This window comes from Humibacter soli (assembly GCF_054779035.1).
On record NZ_BAAGYX010000003.1, the window covers coordinates 122,706 to 138,857 of the forward strand.

Here is a 16,152-nt window from a genome sequence, read left to right on the forward strand (position 1 = left end):
TCCAGAGGGTCGCAGATTAGACTTCCGACTCGTGACCGATCCCCACGACTCCGCACCCGAAGAGGAGCCGCATCTCGCGGAGACCCTTCCGGCTCCCGTGGATTCCTCGGGGGAGCCGCACACGCAGCCCGGGCAGCGGATGCACGCCAGGAGACGCGCGGCGGGCGGCTCCGGCAAGCGTCGTCGCAAGGTGTCTGTCGTCTGTGTGATCGGCGAGCTGCTCGTCACCGCCGGAGTGCTCGTGCTCCTCTTCCTCGGCTGGCAGACGTGGTGGCAGTCCGCAGTACTCGGCGCCCAGCAGAACAGTGCCGCCGGCCAGCAGAGCCAGGACTTCCTCGACCAGGCCTCCGGGTCGCCGACGCCGACGCCCACGCCGACAGTCGCACCGGACGGCACGAAGACCGTCGACTACGGCCCGCCTCCTGTGATGAAGGCCCCGGGGTTCGCCGAGTCGTTCGCGGTCATCTACGTTCCGCGGTTCGGTGCGGACTGGAAGCGCACCATCCGCGAGTCTGTCGACGTCGAGGCCGTTCTGAACAGCTATGACGCCGGCGTCGGTCACTACACCGGCACTCAGATGCCGGGCGCGGTCGGCAACTTCGCCATCGCAGCGCACGACACCGGGTACGGCAACACGTTCATCGACGTCTCGAAGCTGCAGGTCGGCGATGCCATCTACATCCAGACCAAGGACGGCTACTACACCTACCGCTTCCGCAACATGGAGTACATCTCGCCGAGCACTGTGCAGGTGCTCTACGACGTGCCGCAGGTGAAGGATGCCAAGGCGACCGACCGCTACATCACGCTGACCACGTGCAACCCGCCCTATCACGCGCAGGAGCGCATCGCGGCGTTCGGCACGTTCGAGTCGTGGCAGCCGCTGTCCGCAGGCCCGCCCAAGGAGATCGCGGCAGAAGTGGGGAGCAACTGATGTACGGCGCGCTGTGGCGTGTGCTTCCCGGCCCGGTCTGGCTGCGCATCCTGATTCTGATCGTGCTTGCAGCACTGGTGCTCTACTGCCTGGTGACGTGGGTCTTCCCGTGGGTCGATAGTCTTCTGCAGAGCAACGAGGAAGGAACCGTGGCCGTATGACGCGCGTGCTCGTGATCGACAACTACGACAGCTTCGTGTACACGCTGAACGGTTACCTGCGCGAGCTCGGGGCCGAGACGGATGTCGTGCGCAATGACGCGATCGCGGTCGAAGACCTCCCCGAGGTGGTCGCAGGCTACGACGCGGTGCTGCTCTCCCCTGGACCGGGAACTCCGGCGGACGCGGGTGTCTCGGTCGCGATGGTGCGGGTCGTGCTGGAGACGAAGACGCCGCTGCTCGGGGTGTGCCTCGGACACCAGGCGATCGCGGAAGCCCTCGGGGCGACGGTGACGAACGCCGAGGAGCTGATGCACGGCAAGACGTCGATCGTCGAGCACGACGGTTCGCCGTTCTACGAGGGCGTTCGCCAGGGGTTCACCGCGACGAGGTACCACTCGCTCGCGGTGGTCGACGGAACGGTTCCCGACGAGTTGATCGTCACCGCACGCACGCCGGGTGGCGTGATCATGGGCGCAAGGCACCGCGAGGCGCCGATCTACGGGGTGCAGTTCCACCCGGAGTCTGTGCTGACGCAAGACGGCTACCGCATGCTGGGCAACTGGCTCGCCGTCGCGGGGCTCGAGGGAGCCCAGGAGCGCGCAAGGCAGCTGGATCCCCTCCTCGCGGTCGGCTGAGGCGGCTCTCCGCTGGACGGGTTTCGACACGCGCGCCTGGGGCGTGCTCCTCAACCCGCGGTGAGGTCGTGACCAGGGTCCGTCAGGACTGTGTTCCGTTGCTGACTCCCCCGTTCATAACTCCTGCAGTTTGCGGGTGAGCCGGCTCGAGTCCGCCGGAATTCCGCGGCGGGGGCCTCCCCGCGCGGACGATCTGCAGGAGTTATGCACCGGACCGGGCGGGGCGGAGGGGCGGGACCGGCGGGCAAGACCAGCAGCCCCGGCGGGAGGACTAGCCGGTGCAGTAACTGAACGTGATCGTGGAGTGCTGCGGGACGGGGCCGGGCGCCTGCGTCTGATGGTTCACGGGCGCGCCCGTCTGGGTGGCGCAACTGGGGTCGGCGACCGCGTTGGGCACGAGCCCCAGCTTCGGGTCCTGGAGGGTGCTGGTCGCCTGCTGCACGCTCATGTTGGTGAGGTCGGGCAGGGTGACCTTGCCGTTCGACACCACGAAGGTGACCGTGTCGCCCTCATGTGCGCCGGTGCCCGACGCCGGGTCGGTCGAGATCACCACGTTGGCCCCGACCGTCGGCGAGTCCTGCTCGGTGACCTGACCGATCTGGAAGCCCAGGCTTTGGAGGGTCTTCTTGGCGTCATCCAACGACTTGTTCGTCACATCGGGCATCGACACCGCCTTGGGGCCGGTGGAGACGTAGACGGTGATGCCGTCGCCCTTGCTGGCGATCACGCCGGCACCGGGATTGGTGCGGATGACCAGCCCCTTGTCGACCGTGGTGCTGGCCTCGTCCGTGTAGGTGGGGTCGAGGTGGGCGTCCTTGATCTTGACGTTCGCCTGCTTCACGGTGAGGCCCGCGACGACGGGTACTCGTGCAGCGTTGTCTGCGAGGTGCTGCGTCGGAGTCTGGTTGAAGACCCACAGCAGAAGCGCTGCGATGATGACCGCGACGCTGAGCACGCCCGCCCAGATCCACAGCACCGGAGGCCGGTTCTGGGTGCGGACCACCTCGTCGTCATCGGCGAGCTGACGCAGTGCGGCGACCGCGGGCGTCGAGGTGGTGTCGGTGTCGCCGAACAGGGTCTCTGCGAAGGCGTCGCGCTTCTTGTGGACGGGCACCTTGCCAGAGGCTGCGAGCTCGAGGTCCTCTCGGAACTCCGCAGCCGACTGGTAGCGCTGGAACCGGTCTTTCGCCAGTGCCCGCAAGACGACCATGTCGAACGCGGGCGACACCTTGGGGTTGATGCTGCTGGGCTTGACGGGCTGCTCGCTGACGTGCTGGTACGCGACGGCCACGGCGGTGTCGCCTCGGAAGGGCGGCCGGCCGGCGAGCATCTCGAAGAGCACGACACCCGTCGAGTAGAGGTCGGTGCGGGCATCCACCGTCTCGCCCTTCGCCTGCTCGGGCGAGAAGTAGCTGGCGGTGCCGAGGATGGCGGTGGTCTGCGCGACCGTCGCGGAGGAGTCGCTGATGGCGCGGGCGATGCCGAAGTCCATCACCTTCACCTGACCGGCACGGGTGACCATGATGTTGCCGGGCTTGATGTCGCGGTGCACGACGCCCGCGCGGTGCGAGTACTCGAGAGCGGTCAGCAGGCCTGAGGCGATACGGGCGGCCTCGGCGGGCTCGAGCGGGCCGTTGCGAAGGATGTCGCGCAGCAGCACCCCGTCGACGTACTCCATCACGATGAACGGGGCCTGCACCTCGTTGCCCATCGCGTCGCGGACTGTCTCTTCGCCCGCGTCGAACACGCGCACGATCGTGGGGTGGGCCATGCGCGCCGCAGCCTGCGCTTCCTGACGGAAACGGGTGCGGAACGCCGGGTCGGTCGCCAGTGAAGGCTTCAGCAACTTGATGGCAACGGTGCGCCCAAGACGGGTGTCGACACCCTTGTGCACGTCGGCCATGCCGCCGCGCCCGATGAGTTCGCCTACGCGGTATCGCCCCGCAAGCATGCGGGGTTCATCGGTGGAGGGGAACTCGACGTCTGGCAACACTGCGAACAGTGTACTGGGGCGAGGTTGAGTGTTCGGTACACCTCGTGGGTCAAGGCGCAGGCTGGGCCGTCACCGAGATCGCGGGCGACTGCGGGGACTCAACAGACTGCCCGCAGAAGATCGTGTACGAGACCTGGTGCGGGTTGGTGTCGGTGAAAGTGATCGTGCCCTGAGTGCCCTGCACGGGGCCGCTCGGAGCCGCTTTTCCGTCGATGTAGAACTGGCGTCCCGTCAGGTCCTGGCCTGCGGGGCACTGTGCGCTGCCGAAGTTGAACGTCGCCGGCTGGTTCTGGATGGCCGGGTTCGTCACCTGCGTCACGGTGTCGGTGGGCTTCGACGGCGGCGTCACGCTTCCGTAGACGCTGAGCGAGATCGTCTGCGTGAAGTCCACAGTTCCCTGCGGGTTCACGCCGTTGACCGTGTCGACCTGGTTGCTGTTGGTGGCCGGGCCGGTGACGTTCTTCTGGAACTGGCTGAAGCCCAGCTGCCTGAGCGCAGCAACAGCGTCGTCATAGCTCTTGCCGATATACGCGTTCGGGTCGACAGTTGCGCTCGTGGGCGCCGGCGGCGGTGTAGTCGTGGTCTGGGTAGGCGTCGGAGTCGGCGTCTTGCTGTGAGTGGTGTGCGTGGTCGTCGTCGTGGCGGGAGGAGCAGCGTCGTGGTTCTGCGTCAGCAGGGCGATGAGCGTCGCGATGAGGATGATCGCGAGGAGTGCGATCAGCGCGATGAGCGGCCACGTCCAGGGGCTGCGTTTCTTCTTCTTCTCTTCTTCCTCGGGCTCCTCGCCCTCGACCGTCTCGGAGTCCTGTGCGGACAGCACGGTCGTGGCCTGCGTCGCTCCTGCTGCGGCGCCCGCTGGCATGAGAAGGGTGTTGAAGCCCGTGGTGTTCGCACCCTCGCCGAGCACGGCGGGCACTGCGGCGGCCGCAGCCTGCAGGTCACCGCGGCGGAGCGCTGTCGCGGCGCGCGCGAGGTGCGCGGCGGACGACGGGCGCTCGGCCGGGTTCTTGGCGATGCACGCGTAGACGAGATTGCGCACCGGCTCGCTCACCGTGACCGGGAGCGGCGGCGGTTGCTCGTTGATCTGCGCCATCGCGATGGCGACCTGCGACTCGCCCGTGAACGGGCGGCGGCCCGCGAGGCACTCGTACGCGACGATGCCCAGCGAGTAGATGTCGGTGGTGGGCGATGCCGGGTGGCCCGACGCCTGCTCCGGCGACAGGTACTGCACCGTTCCCATGACCTGGCCGGTCGCGGTGAGCGGCACCTGGTCGGCGATGCGTGCGATGCCGAAGTCGGTGATCTTGACGCGACCGTCGGGCGTGATCAGCAGGTTACCCGGCTTGATGTCGCGGTGAACCAGCCCGGCCGCATGGGCGGCGTGCAGTGCGGCGGCGGTCTGCGCGACGATGTCGAGCACCTTGTCGGTGGAGAGTGTGTGCTCGCGCTCCAGGATGGTGGAGAGCGCCTCACCGGGCACGAGCTCCATGACGAGGTAGGCGCTGCCCTCTTCCTCGCCGTAGTCGAAGACGTTGGCGATGCCCTCGTGGTTCACCAGGGCGGCGTGCCTGGCCTCTGAGCGGAAGCGCTCCAGGAAGGTCGGGTCGCCGAGGTACTCGTCCTTCAGGATCTTGATGGCGACCTGGCGACCGATGACGAGGTCGGTGGCTTGCCAGACCTCGCCCATTCCGCCGACCGCGATCCGCGACTGGAGTTCATAACGTCCGCCGAACGTGAGCCCTGCCGTGGGTCTCATTTACCAAGCACCGCCTCTAGTACCTTTTTCGCGATAGGAGCAGCAACGGAGTTCCCGTCGCCCTCTTGTCCTAATCCGCCACCGTTGTCGACCACTACCGCAATGGCGAACTGAGGATCATTCGCCGGAGCGAACCCCGTGAACCACAGTGTGTACGGATCTTGCGGGCCGTTCTGCGCGGTCCCCGTCTTACCGCCGACCTGGACCCCGTCTATTCTTGCATTGGTCGCGATGCCCTCAGAGACGTCCTTGACCATGGTCTGGGCCACGTCGTCAGCCGTCGACTTGCTGGTCGCATGACCGAACTCGGTGGGGCTGAAGGTCTGGCGGACCTGCAGGTCGGGAGTGATGACCGACTCGACGAGGTTGGGCTGCATCACGGTACCGCCGTTGCTGATCGCCGCGGAGTTCATCGCCATCTGCAGGGCGGTTGCTGTGTCATCCGCTTGTCCGAAGCCGCTCATCGCGAGCTTGGCAGGGTCGGTGTATCCCGGGTACTGGCTCGCCGAGGCGTGCATCGGCACCGAGAAGGCATGGTTGAAGCCGTATGCCTCGGCCTGCGTCTTGATGGCGTTCGAGCCGAGCTTGAGCGCCAGCTCCGCGTACGGAATATTGCACGAAAGCATCAGTGCGGTCTCGAGCGACACCGTGTTGCCCGGCCCGCAGGTCGTGAAGGTGTCGTTGTGGATGACGGTGCTGGTGCCGGGGAGCGTGAAGCTCGAGGGGTTCGGCAGCTGCGAGTTGAGCGTGTAGTCCCCGCTCTCCAGCGCGGCCGACAGCACGACCGGCTTGAAGGTGGATCCTGGCGGGTTGAGCTCGTTGATCGCCTTGTTGATCAGCGGGTCGCCCGGCGCCTTCAGCAGCTGGTCGTAGGTGGCATCCACCTTCGTCACGTCGTGGATGGCGAGGGTGTTGGGATCGAAATCGGGCTTCGACACCATGGCGAGGATGCGCCCGGTCTTCGGCTGCAGCACGACGACGGCGCCTTGCTGAGATCCGAGCGCGTCGTATGCCGCCTGCTGGGCGACCGGGTCGATCGTGAGCTCGACGGAGTTGCCCTCCGGGTGGTGCCCCGTCACCAGGTTCTGCAGCTGGTCGAGGAAGTCGTCGTTCGACGTGCCGCTGAGCTCGCTGTTCATCGCGCCCTCGATGCCGGTCGGAGCACCGCTGATCGGGAAGAAGCCGGTGACGGCCGAGTAGAGCGGACCTTGCGGGTACTCGCGCTGGTACTTGTAGGAGTCCTTGCTCGGCACGGACTCCGCGACGGGCTGGCCGGCCACCAGAATGGAGCCGCGCTGCACCATGTAGCTGCCATAGAGAGTGCGTGAGTTGCGGGCATCCGCGTTCAGGGTGTCGGCGGCGCCGACCTGGATGATCGACACCGACACGAACAGCGCGAGGAACATGGCGAGCACCACGATGCTGACGCGTTTGATCTCCCTGTTCACCTACACCACCAGCCTCGGTTGGTTGCGGACCGTGTCTGACAGGCGCAAGAGAAGGGCGGCGATGATCCAGTTGGCGACGAGGGATGACCCGCCGGCAGCCAGGAACGGCGTGGTGAGTCCGGTCAGCGGGATGACACGAGTGATGCCGCCGATGACGATGAAGACCTGCAGGGCGACGGCGAACGCGAGGCCGACGGCGAGGAGTTTGCCGAAGTCGTCCTGACCGGCGAAGCCCACGCGCAGGCCGCGGGAGACGAACAGCAGATAGAGGCAGAGGATGGCGAAGAGGCCGATGAGGCCGAGCTCCTCGCCGAGGCTGGCGATGATGTAGTCGCTCTCCGCCAGCGGTGTCACTGTCGGGTAGCCCTGACCGAGCCCGGTGCCGAGCAGCCCGCCGTGCGCGAGGCCGAACAGGCCCTGCACCAGCTGATAGCTGCCGCCCGTCGCGTTGTAGACGTGGTCGCTGAACGGGTTCAGCCAGTTCTGGAACCGACCCTGCACGTAGTCGAGAATGCGACTGGCGATGAAGGCGCCGCCGACGAAGAGCACGAGTCCGATGAGCACCCAGCCGATGCGGGCCGTCGCCACGTAGATCATCACGAGGAACAGGCCGAAGTAGAGCAGGCCGGTTCCGAGGTCGTGCTGGAAGACGATCACCGCCATCGAGACCGCCCACAGCACAAGGATCGGACCGAGGTCTCGCAGCCGGGGGAATCGCACCCCGAGGAACTTCTTGCCCACCATCGACAACGAGTCGCGCGCTTGCACCAGGTAGCCGGCGAAGAAGATCGCCAACGCGATCTTCGCTATCTCGCCGGGCTGGAAGCTGAAAGGGCCGATGCCGATCCACACTCGGGCGCCGTTGATGTTGCGGCCGATCACGGGCAGCATCGGCAGGAGCAGAAGCACGAGGGCGCTGAACCCGAAGACGTAGGTGTACCGCTGAAGAACTCGGTGATTGCGGATGATGACGAGCACGGCGATGGCGCAGATGACCGCGATGGATGTCCACACAATCTGGCGCACAGCGGCCGAGTCCCACCCCGAGTCGTGGCGTGCGATGTCGATGCGGTAGATCTCCGCGATGCCGATGCCGTTCAGCACCGTGGCGATCGGGAGGATGAAGGGGTCGGCATCCGGAGCGAGGAACCGCATCACGATGTGCATCGCGAAGACGAGGGCCGAAAGGCCGATGCCCAGGAACACGAGCGTGAACTCCAGATGCCCGATCGCGCCGAGCTCTACCAGGATGATCGCGATCGCGTTGATGGCGCAGGCGAAGATGAGCAACCCCAGTTCGAGGTTGCGCAGCTTCTTCGGCAGGCGGATGCGACGCACGGGCGCCGTCGGAGGGCCCGGACGTGGCGTGATCGCCGAGGTCGCGCTAGTCGGAGCTGTCATTCGAGAGCTGCTCCACGATGCGCTTGGCGTCGTCGAGCGACGACGCGTTGATGGTGTCTTCGACCTGCTGCTGCTCGTACGGGCTCAGCCCGTCGACCGCGACGGAGGTCTCTTTGTACACGTGCGAGAGGGCGATGGGGCCCAGGTTCTGCTGAACACCCTGGAAGATCGCGACCTTGCCGTCCGACTCGCCGATGAAGTAGCGCGACTGCGTCCACTGGTACCCGAGCAAGACCGCAAGGGCGATGGCGATCACGAGGAGCACGCCGCTGAGCAGCCAGGTCAGCTTGCGTCGCCGCGCTCGCCGCTGATCCTCCTCGATCAGCTCGTCGAGGTAGTCGTCGGTCTGCGCCTCGAAGTGCGTCGGCCCGGTCGCCGGTCGCGGCGCATGCAGGCGCAGCGCCGGAAGTCGCAGCGCCCTCGTGTGCGTCGTCGGCTCCTGCTCGAAGTGCACGGGTGCGGATGCCGAGCCGACCGTGACCGGATCCCTGGCCTCGGCAACGCTCGGCGTGATGTCGACGACCACGGCGGTGACGTTGTCCGGGGCTCCGGCGTCGAGACTCGCTCGAACGAGTCTCTCTGCGGCGACCCTCGGCGACTCGACATTGCTGAGGATGGCCGCGATGACATCCTGCTTCACGACGCCGCTCAGGCCGTCGGAGCACAGCAGCCAGCGGTCGCCCGGCATGGTGTCGACCGTCCAGGTGTCGATCTCCGGCGAGGAGTCGACGTCGCCGAGCACGCGCATCAGCACCGAGCGGCGGGGGTGGGTGAGCGCCTCTTCCTCCGTGATGCGGCCGGTGTCGACGAGTCGCTGCACGAAGGTGTGGTCGACGGTGACCTGCTTGAGCTCGCCACCGCGCAGCAGGTAGATGCGCGAGTCTCCGATGTGCGCGAGGGCGAGGCGGTCATCCACCCGGATGATCGCGCTGACGGTCGTACCCATGCCGGTCAGCTCTGGGTGCTCGAACACCGTTTCGGCCAAGAGACCGTTGGCCGCGAGCAGCGCGGACTGAAGCGCTATCTGGGCGTCTTCAGCCGTCGGGTAGTCGTGATCGATCTCCTTGATGCGGTTCGTAGCGATGGCGGACGCCACGTCACCGCCTGCGTGACCCCCCATGCCGTCTGCGACGAGAAAGAGAGACGCTCCCGCATACCCGGAATCCTGGTTGTTGGAGCGCACTTTTCCCACATGGGAGACCGCAGCGGCCTTGATCGAGGTCGCCATGGACTACCGCCGCAGCTCGAAGGTCGTCGTGCCGATCTTGATGGGAGCGTCGAGCGGAACCTGGGTGGGGACGGTCACGCGCTGGCCGTCGAGGAACGTGCCGTTGGTGGAGTCGAGATCTTGGATCATCCACTCGTTGTTCCAGAGCATGAGCCGCGCGTGATGGGTTGAGGTGTAGTCGTCGCGGATGACCAAGCCGGACTCGCCGGACCGGCCGATCGTGATCGGCTCGTTGCCGAGCGGAGCCTCTGTGCCGCGGCGCGGCCCAGAGGTGATCACCAGCCTGCTTGCCGTGAGCACGGTGGCCATCGGACGGTTGGGGAACGACCCGGTCGGAACGCCCGGCTGGGCGCGCACCCCTGACGTGGCGACCCCGGGTGGTTGTGCGGTCACGGGACCGGTCATCGGGCGCGCGAGTCCAGCAAGGGGCGAGTCGCTGGTCGAGACGGCCTCGGTCGGCGCGGTCTGTGCGGGCCTCGAAGGGGCTCGGGCCGCGGGTGCCGCGGTCGGCACGCCGGTGAAGGGTGCAGGCGGGGCATCCTGCAGCTTGCGAACGCGCTGACCGAAGAGGTCGCTGCGCAGCGCGTAGACGATGGCGAACACGAAGAGCCACATCAGGAGGAGAAAGCCGATGCGCAGAACAAGAAGGGTGAGGGTGCTGACCGTCATGACCTGTCCCAGAACCCGTCGACGTCGTGTCGTCTGGTGACGTCATCGGGCTCGCGGCGCTTCGGCGCGGCGGCGGATGCCTGTGGCATCACACGGAACACGATACGGGTGCGACCTATGGTGATGACCGAGTCGGGCTCGAGTACCGCTTTCTTCACCGGCTGGCCATTCAGCTGAGACCCGTTCGTGGAGCCGAGATCGCGAACCTGGGCGCGTGAGCCGTCCCACGCGATCTCGATGTGCTTGCGAGAGGTTCCCGTGTCGTCCACGGTGATGTCCGCTTCGCTTCCCCTGCCGACGACCGTGCGCGAGTGCTTCAACGGGTAGCGCTTGCCGTTGATGTCGAGCACCGGCACCCACGCCACGTCGCCCTTCACGTTCTGGGACTCGACGCGCAGGATGCCCGTGCTGAGCGAGTCGTCGGGTTGCATCGTGATCGAGATGCCACCGGCGAACTGGTAGTGCTGCGCTGTCGCGTGATGCTGCACGAAGTCCGTCAGCTCGTCGTTGAGTGCGGGACCCATGGCGTGCATGCGCTTGTAGTCGCTCGGCGCGAGCATGAGCGTGAAGTCATTGGGCGCGAGGATGCGGTCGCGTGTCACCACGGCGGCCTTCGTGTCGAGTTCGCGGCGGAGTGCGCTGGTCAGTTCGACCGGCTGCAGCCCTGACCGGAACGTCTTCGCGAAGGCACCGTTGACAGCACGCTCGAGGCCTTTCTCGAAGTTGTCCAGAATGCCCACAGGTCTCCCGATCTGCCCGACGACTACGAGAATGTTAGCCGCACACCGTGAGAGAGAGCCCGGAGCGCTCTCCCCGTGCTGGATTTCGGAGATCTGCGATCCCTGCCGGGGTGCCGAAGCACGCGCGCGGCGTGTCGGTGCAGATCTCCGATGTTCGGGCATCCCTCGCTGCCCCAAATGGCGTACCCAGCCGGCTCATGCTAATCTCGCTGGGTTGGCACGGCGACGTGCCGGTATCAGCGCGAGTGGCGGAATAGGCAGACGCGCACGGTTCAGGTCCGTGTGCCCGTGAGGGCGTGGGGGTTCAACTCCCCCCTCGCGCACAGATGAAGGCCCCTGGGATTGACCCGGGGGCCTTTCTCATGTCCTCGGACGTCTGTTCCTTCACTCGTCGCGACACCCGGGTAGGGTGCCCCCGTGATCCCCACCAGCGATGAGCAGTTCCGCGCGTCCAAGGCGGGCGGGCTTCCGAGGGTCGAGAACGTTCGCGACGATCTCATCGTCGTTCCCCAGGCGATGCCGCACAGCTACCTGCCCTATTCATTGAGCTACCTGCTGATCGACTCCGAGTCGCGTGTGCACGTGATCGATCCGGGCTGGGACACCGACGACAACTGGCAGCGGCTGGTCGAGACGCTCGCCGTCCGAGGTCTCTCGCCGGAGGGGATCGCGTCGATCACGGTGACGCACTTCCACCAGGATCACGTCGGCCTGGCCGAGCGGATGCGCGCCGCGAGCGGCGCCCAGATCGTGGCGCACCGAGCGGAGCGGTCATCCGTGCCGGCTCGCGCAGGCCGTGGGGCGATCGAGGCTCGAGCGCGATGGGACGAGTGGGGCGTGCCGGAGGACCGGCGCGACGAGCTTGAGCCCGTCGTGACGGAGCGGCCGGCGGCGCCGGCGCCTTCGGTCGACCGGAAGGTGGACGACGGCGATCGGCTTGATGTCGCGGGCTTCGATCTTCGGGTCGTATGGACGCCCGGGCACACCAACGGGCACATCTGCGTCGTCGATGCCGGCCGTGGCGTCGTGTTCACGGGAGACCACGTGCTGCCGACCGTGTTCTCGGGGCTAGGGCTCGGTGGGTCGACCCCGACGAATCCGGTGGCCGACTACGTGGCATCCCTCGGCGCCATCGAGAAGTACGACGACTACGAGGTGCTGCCCGGGCACGGATATCGGTTCCGCGGCCTCGCCTCGCGCGTCGCGACGTGCCGTGAGCACCAGCTTCGGCGCAGCAGAGAGGTCGCCGCGGTGCTCGCCGACGGCGGCGAGCCATCGACGTGGGAGATCGCATCGCGGCTCACCTGGACAGCCGGCTGGGACGGTCTGCACGACTTCTTCCTGTACTCGGCACTGTCGCAGACGGCCATGCACCGGGAGTTCGTCGAGAGCCCCGAGTTCGCTGCGTACGCGGGGTGAGTCCGGAGCGTTACGTCCGGCCGGATGGGGCCGTCAGGGGTGGGCGATGACGATGCCGGCGGATGACGGTTGCGGGGCATCCATCGCGATGAGGGCGTCGATCGCCCCGTCGAGGTCGGTGATCTTGCCGATCAGCTTCGCGGGGTCGAGCCGCCCGTCGGCGATCATGGCGAGCATCGTCGGATAGTCGCGCGCGCTCATGCCGTGGGAGCCGGCGACGGTGAGCTCCCATGCGATGACGCGGTCCCATGGCAGGGGTGCGAGCGCGGCGTCGCCGAGCATCAGTCCGACCTGCACGTGGATTCCTCGGCGGCGCAGGCTGCGGACGGCGGAAGCCGCCGTGGTGGGTGATCCGAGAGCGTCGACGGTCAGGTGGGCTCCGCCGCCGGTTGCCTCGGTGACGGCGCGCACGACGGCGTCATCGGTGGGGGTGCCGTTCGCCTGGATGACGTTCGTGGCGCCCAACGCGCGGGCTCGGTCGAGTGCGGCATCCGACACGTCCACAGCGGTCACGCGTGCGCCGAGTGCTGCCGCGATCATGACCGTCGAGAGTCCGACGCCTCCGCAGCCGAAGACGGCGACCTCGTCGCCTTCGCGCACACGGCCGTGAGCGGTGAGTGCCCGGAACGCCGTGGCGAAGCGGCAGCCGAGTGCTGCTGCAGCATCCACGCCGACGGCATCGGGAAGGGCGACGAGGTTGAGGTCGGCCGCGGTGACGACGACGTACTCGGCGAACGAGCCGTCGCGGGTGAAGCCCGGCTGGGTCTGGTCGGGGCACACCTGGGCGTCGCCACGGAGGCACCATTCGCAGCGGCCGCATCCGTTCACGAAGGGGGCTGTGACGCGGTCGCCCGGGAAGAATCGCGTCACGTCGGCGCCGACCCGGGCGATCGTTCCGGCGAACTCGTGGCCGGGGACGATGGGCAGCGGAACGGGATCGTGACCCTTCCAGGCGTGCCAATCGGAGCGGCAGACACCGGTGGCCTCGACGCGAACGACGGCGCCGTCGACGGGGCACTCCGGGACGGGGGCGTCGACGACGCGTGGACGCTCGCCGACGTGGTCGTACCGGATCGCCCGCATCGTGTCTGCCATCCGCCCATTCTCCCCGGTGAGTGTCCGTCGCTGGACGAGGATGGCGGCGGCTGGTTCGGCCGAGGCTGGTCGAGTAGCGCGGCGGCGTAGCCGGCACGCGTATCGACCAGCGAGGGTCGCGACCGGAGACATCGCACCTAGGCTCGACGGGAGGATGACCGGCAGAGGGGAGCGACGTGCGGGCATTCGTGATCACGGCGCCGGGGCGCGCGGAAGTGGACGACGTCGCGGACCCGGTGGCAGCACCCGGTGAGGTCGTCGTCGATGTGCAGCGCGCGGGCGTGTGCGGCACAGACGTCGAGTTCTACACCGGACACATGACGTATCTGCACGACGGCAACGCGCGGTATCCGGTGCGCATCGGACACGAATGGATGGGCGTCGTCACCGAGGTGGGCGACAGCGTGGATGCCCGGTGGCTGGGTCGCCGCGTCACGGGCGACACCATGCTCGGATGCGGCCACTGCCGGCTGTGCCTCAGCGGACGCCAGCATGTGTGCGCGGACCGCGAGGAGGTGGGGATCCGCCGGGGTCGCGCGGGCGCCATCGCCGAACGCCTCGCGGTACCGGCGAGCTCGCTGCACGCCCTTCCTGACACGATGGATGACGTCGCGGGAGCCCTCGTCGAGCCGGCCGGCAACGGGCTGCGGGCGGCGCGGGCGGCGACATCCGCTCTGCCGAACGGGCGGCCGGCAGAGCACGTGCTCGTCGTCGGGCCCGGCGCGATCGGGCTGCTCTCGGCGATGTTCGCCCGTGCGGCGGGAAGCGATGTGCACCTGCTCGGGGTGTCGCAGTCATCCGTCGACTTCGCCAGGTCGCTCGGCTTCGACGCGTGGCTGGGATGGGACGCCCTGCCCGACCTTCCGTTCGACGCCGTGATCGACGCGGCGTCCGCCGACACCACCCCGGCACGGGCGGTCGAGCTGGTTCAGCCCGGCGGGCACGTCGTGCTGATCGGCATCTCCGCGGGGCCGAGCCTGATCGACACCCGCGAGGTGCTGCTGAAGGATGTCACTGCGACGGGCATCCTGAGCGCGTCCCCAGGGCTGGGCGCGGCGATCGACGGCTTCGCATCGGGCGCGGTGGATGCCCGCCCGCTCGTCGCCGCAACCGTCGGTCTCGACGGGGTCGCTGCGGTGCTCGCCGGAGAGCGGCCCGCCGGCGCGGGGCCGGGGCCGAAGATCCATGTGGACCCACGGGTCTGACGGCCCGACCAGCGAGAGGCTCAGCGTTCCCTGAGGCGCTCCGCCAGGTAGGCGTCAAGGGCGTCGATCGGGATGCGCTCCTGACCCATCGTGTCGCGGTCGCGCACCGTCACGGCGTTGTCGTCGAGCGAGTCGAAGTCGACGGTGACGCAGAACGGCGTGCCGATCTCGTCCTGACGGCGGTACCGGCGGCCGATCGCCCCTGAATCGTCGAACTCCACGTTGCGGTGCTTGCGCAGGTCATCCGCGAGGGAACGCGCCAGCGGTGACAGACGCTCGTTGCGCGACAGCGGCAGCACCGCGACCTTGACGGGCGACAAGCGAGGGTCGAGCTTCAGCACGGTGCGGGTGTCGGTGCCGCCCTTCGCGTTCGGCACCTCCTCCTGGTGGTACGCGTCGACCAGGAACGCCATCATCGAACGGGTCAGGCCGAACGACGGTTCGATCACATAGGGCACGTAGCGCTCGCCGGAGGCCTGGTCGAAGAACGACAGGTCTTTGCCGGATGCCGCGATGTGGTTCTTGAGGTCGAAGTCGGTGCGGTTCGCGACGCCCATCAGCTCGCCCCAGCCCTTGCCGGCGAAGCCGAACTCGTACTCGACGTCGATGGTGCGGTCGGAGTAGTGGGCGCGCTCGCCGTCGGGAACGTCGAGCTTGCGCATGTTCGCCGGGTCGATTCCCAAGTCGACGAACCAGTTCCAGCAGGCGTCCACCCAGTGCTCGAACGACTCGGCGGCATCCGCCTCGGGAACGAAGTACTCGATCTCCATCTGCTCGAACTCGCGGGTGCGGAAGATGAAATTACCCGGCGTGATCTCGTTGCGGAACGCCTTGCCGACCTGGCCGACGCCGAAGGGCGGCTTCATGCGCGCGGCCTGCACCACATTGGCGAAGTTGACGAAGATGCCCTGCGCGGTCTCGGGGCGCAGGTAGTGCAGACCCGACTCGTCGTCGACGACGCCGACGTAGGTCTTCATCAGGCCGGAGAATGACCGCGGTTCCGTCCACTGGCCGCGTGTGCCGCAGTTCGGACAGACGATGTCGGCGAGGCCGCCCTCCGGCGCCATGCCCTTCTTCGCCTCGAACGCCTCGACCAAGTGGTCTTCGCGGAATCGGTGGTGACAGTGCAGACACTCCACCAACGGGTCCGTGAACGTGGCGACGTGACCGGACGCCGCCCAGACCCGCGTCGGAAGGATGACGGCGGAGTCGAGACCGACCATGTCGCCGCGGCCCCGCACGAACGTCTGCCACCACTGGCGGCGGATGTTCTCCTTGAGCTCGACACCGAGGGGGCCGTAGTCCCAGGTGGAACGCGACCCGCCGTAGATCTCACCCGACTGGAAGACGAACCCGCGGTGACGGGCGAGGGCGATCACGGCATCGAGTGCGTTCTGGTCTGGCATGGCATCCCTTTCGGGGGATCGGGTGGAGGGAAGCAGGTGGTGCAACCGCATTCCACCCGAGA

14 protein-coding genes and 1 tRNA gene are annotated in these 16,152 nt (G+C 67.5%); 6 read left to right on the forward strand and 9 right to left on the reverse strand.

Annotation, left to right across the window (positions count from 1 at the left end):
• The first annotated feature begins 31 nt into the window (after positions 1 to 31).
• The 3 genes from ACYVDN_RS17610 to ACYVDN_RS17620 are packed head-to-tail and all read left to right on the forward strand — an operon-like array spanning position 32 to position 1,730.
• Positions 32 to 934, forward strand: a complete 903-nt coding sequence (locus ACYVDN_RS17610; RefSeq protein WP_460573784.1) for a class E sortase — start codon at positions 32 to 34, stop codon at positions 932 to 934.
• Positions 934 to 1,095, forward strand: a complete 162-nt coding sequence (locus tag ACYVDN_RS17615) for a hypothetical protein (protein WP_460573786.1) — start codon at positions 934 to 936, stop codon at positions 1,093 to 1,095. Before ACYVDN_RS17610 ends, ACYVDN_RS17615 begins: the two co-directional genes overlap by 1 nt.
• Positions 1,092 to 1,730: an anthranilate synthase component II gene (locus tag ACYVDN_RS17620; protein ID WP_460573788.1), complete on the forward strand. Its 639-nt coding sequence runs from the start codon at positions 1,092 to 1,094 to the stop codon at positions 1,728 to 1,730. Before ACYVDN_RS17615 ends, ACYVDN_RS17620 begins: the two co-directional genes overlap by 4 nt.
• Positions 1,731 to 2,001: 271 nt before the next feature.
• Here ACYVDN_RS17620 and pknB read toward each other — a convergent pair whose 3' ends face one another.
• Genes pknB through ACYVDN_RS17655 form a run of 7 tightly spaced genes read right to left on the reverse strand, consistent with a single transcriptional unit; the run spans position 2,002 to position 10,965 of the window.
• Positions 2,002 to 3,723 (reverse strand): Stk1 family PASTA domain-containing Ser/Thr kinase, encoded by a 1,722-nt coding sequence (gene pknB / locus ACYVDN_RS17625; protein WP_460573789.1) that lies wholly within the window; start codon positions 3,721 to 3,723, stop codon positions 2,002 to 2,004.
• Positions 3,724 to 3,772: 49 nt separating this feature from the next.
• The gene (locus ACYVDN_RS17630) at positions 3,773 to 5,479 is read right to left on the reverse strand and encodes a serine/threonine-protein kinase (RefSeq protein ID WP_460573791.1); all 1,707 of its coding nucleotides are present in this window, start codon (positions 5,477 to 5,479) and stop codon (positions 3,773 to 3,775) included.
• Positions 5,476 to 6,927 carry a peptidoglycan D,D-transpeptidase FtsI family protein gene (locus tag ACYVDN_RS17635; protein WP_460573793.1) on the reverse strand — a complete coding sequence of 484 codons (1,452 nt, stop codon included), beginning with the start codon at positions 6,925 to 6,927 and terminating at the stop codon, positions 5,476 to 5,478. Before ACYVDN_RS17635 ends, ACYVDN_RS17630 begins: the two co-directional genes overlap by 4 nt.
• Positions 6,928 to 8,328, reverse strand: coding sequence for an FtsW/RodA/SpoVE family cell cycle protein (locus tag ACYVDN_RS17640; protein WP_460573795.1), 1,401 nt, complete (start codon positions 8,326 to 8,328; stop codon positions 6,928 to 6,930).
• Positions 8,312 to 9,556, reverse strand: coding sequence for a PP2C family protein-serine/threonine phosphatase (locus ACYVDN_RS17645; RefSeq protein ID WP_460573798.1), 1,245 nt, complete (start codon positions 9,554 to 9,556; stop codon positions 8,312 to 8,314). The genes ACYVDN_RS17640 and ACYVDN_RS17645 overlap by 17 nt, the downstream gene beginning before the upstream one ends.
• Before the next feature lie 3 nt (positions 9,557 to 9,559).
• Positions 9,560 to 10,225: an FHA domain-containing protein gene (locus ACYVDN_RS17650; RefSeq protein ID WP_460573800.1), complete on the reverse strand. Its 666-nt coding sequence runs from the start codon at positions 10,223 to 10,225 to the stop codon at positions 9,560 to 9,562.
• A complete protein-coding gene (locus ACYVDN_RS17655) occupies positions 10,222 to 10,965 on the reverse strand; it encodes an FhaA domain-containing protein (RefSeq protein ID WP_460573802.1) in 744 nt (247 codons plus the stop codon). The genes ACYVDN_RS17650 and ACYVDN_RS17655 overlap by 4 nt, the downstream gene beginning before the upstream one ends.
• 239 nt (positions 10,966 to 11,204) lie before the next feature.
• On the opposite strand from ACYVDN_RS17655, the gene ACYVDN_RS17660 reads away from it, so the two are divergent.
• Both ACYVDN_RS17660 and ACYVDN_RS17665 read left to right on the forward strand, forming a co-directional pair.
• A tRNA-Leu gene (locus tag ACYVDN_RS17660) sits at positions 11,205 to 11,288 on the forward strand.
• Positions 11,289 to 11,382: 94 nt separating this feature from the next.
• Positions 11,383 to 12,384 (forward strand): MBL fold metallo-hydrolase, encoded by a 1,002-nt coding sequence (locus tag ACYVDN_RS17665; protein ID WP_460573804.1) that lies wholly within the window; start codon positions 11,383 to 11,385, stop codon positions 12,382 to 12,384.
• A 33-nt stretch (positions 12,385 to 12,417) separates the two neighbouring features.
• Here ACYVDN_RS17665 and ACYVDN_RS17670 read toward each other — a convergent pair whose 3' ends face one another.
• Complete coding sequence (locus ACYVDN_RS17670) at positions 12,418 to 13,467, reverse strand: zinc-dependent alcohol dehydrogenase family protein (protein ID WP_460573895.1); 1,050 nt, start codon at positions 13,465 to 13,467, stop codon at positions 12,418 to 12,420.
• A gap of 188 nt (positions 13,468 to 13,655) precedes the next feature.
• On the opposite strand from ACYVDN_RS17670, the gene ACYVDN_RS17675 reads away from it, so the two are divergent.
• The gene (locus ACYVDN_RS17675) at positions 13,656 to 14,684 is read left to right on the forward strand and encodes a zinc-dependent alcohol dehydrogenase (RefSeq protein WP_460573806.1); all 1,029 of its coding nucleotides are present in this window, start codon (positions 13,656 to 13,658) and stop codon (positions 14,682 to 14,684) included.
• Positions 14,685 to 14,704: 20 nt separating this feature from the next.
• Here the strand turns inward: ACYVDN_RS17675 and ACYVDN_RS17680 are convergent, their stop codons facing one another.
• On the reverse strand, positions 14,705 to 16,090 hold the full coding sequence (locus ACYVDN_RS17680; RefSeq protein WP_460573808.1) for a glycine--tRNA ligase: 1,386 nt from the start codon (positions 16,088 to 16,090) through the stop codon (positions 14,705 to 14,707).
• Between the last annotated feature and the right edge of the window lie 62 nt (positions 16,091 to 16,152).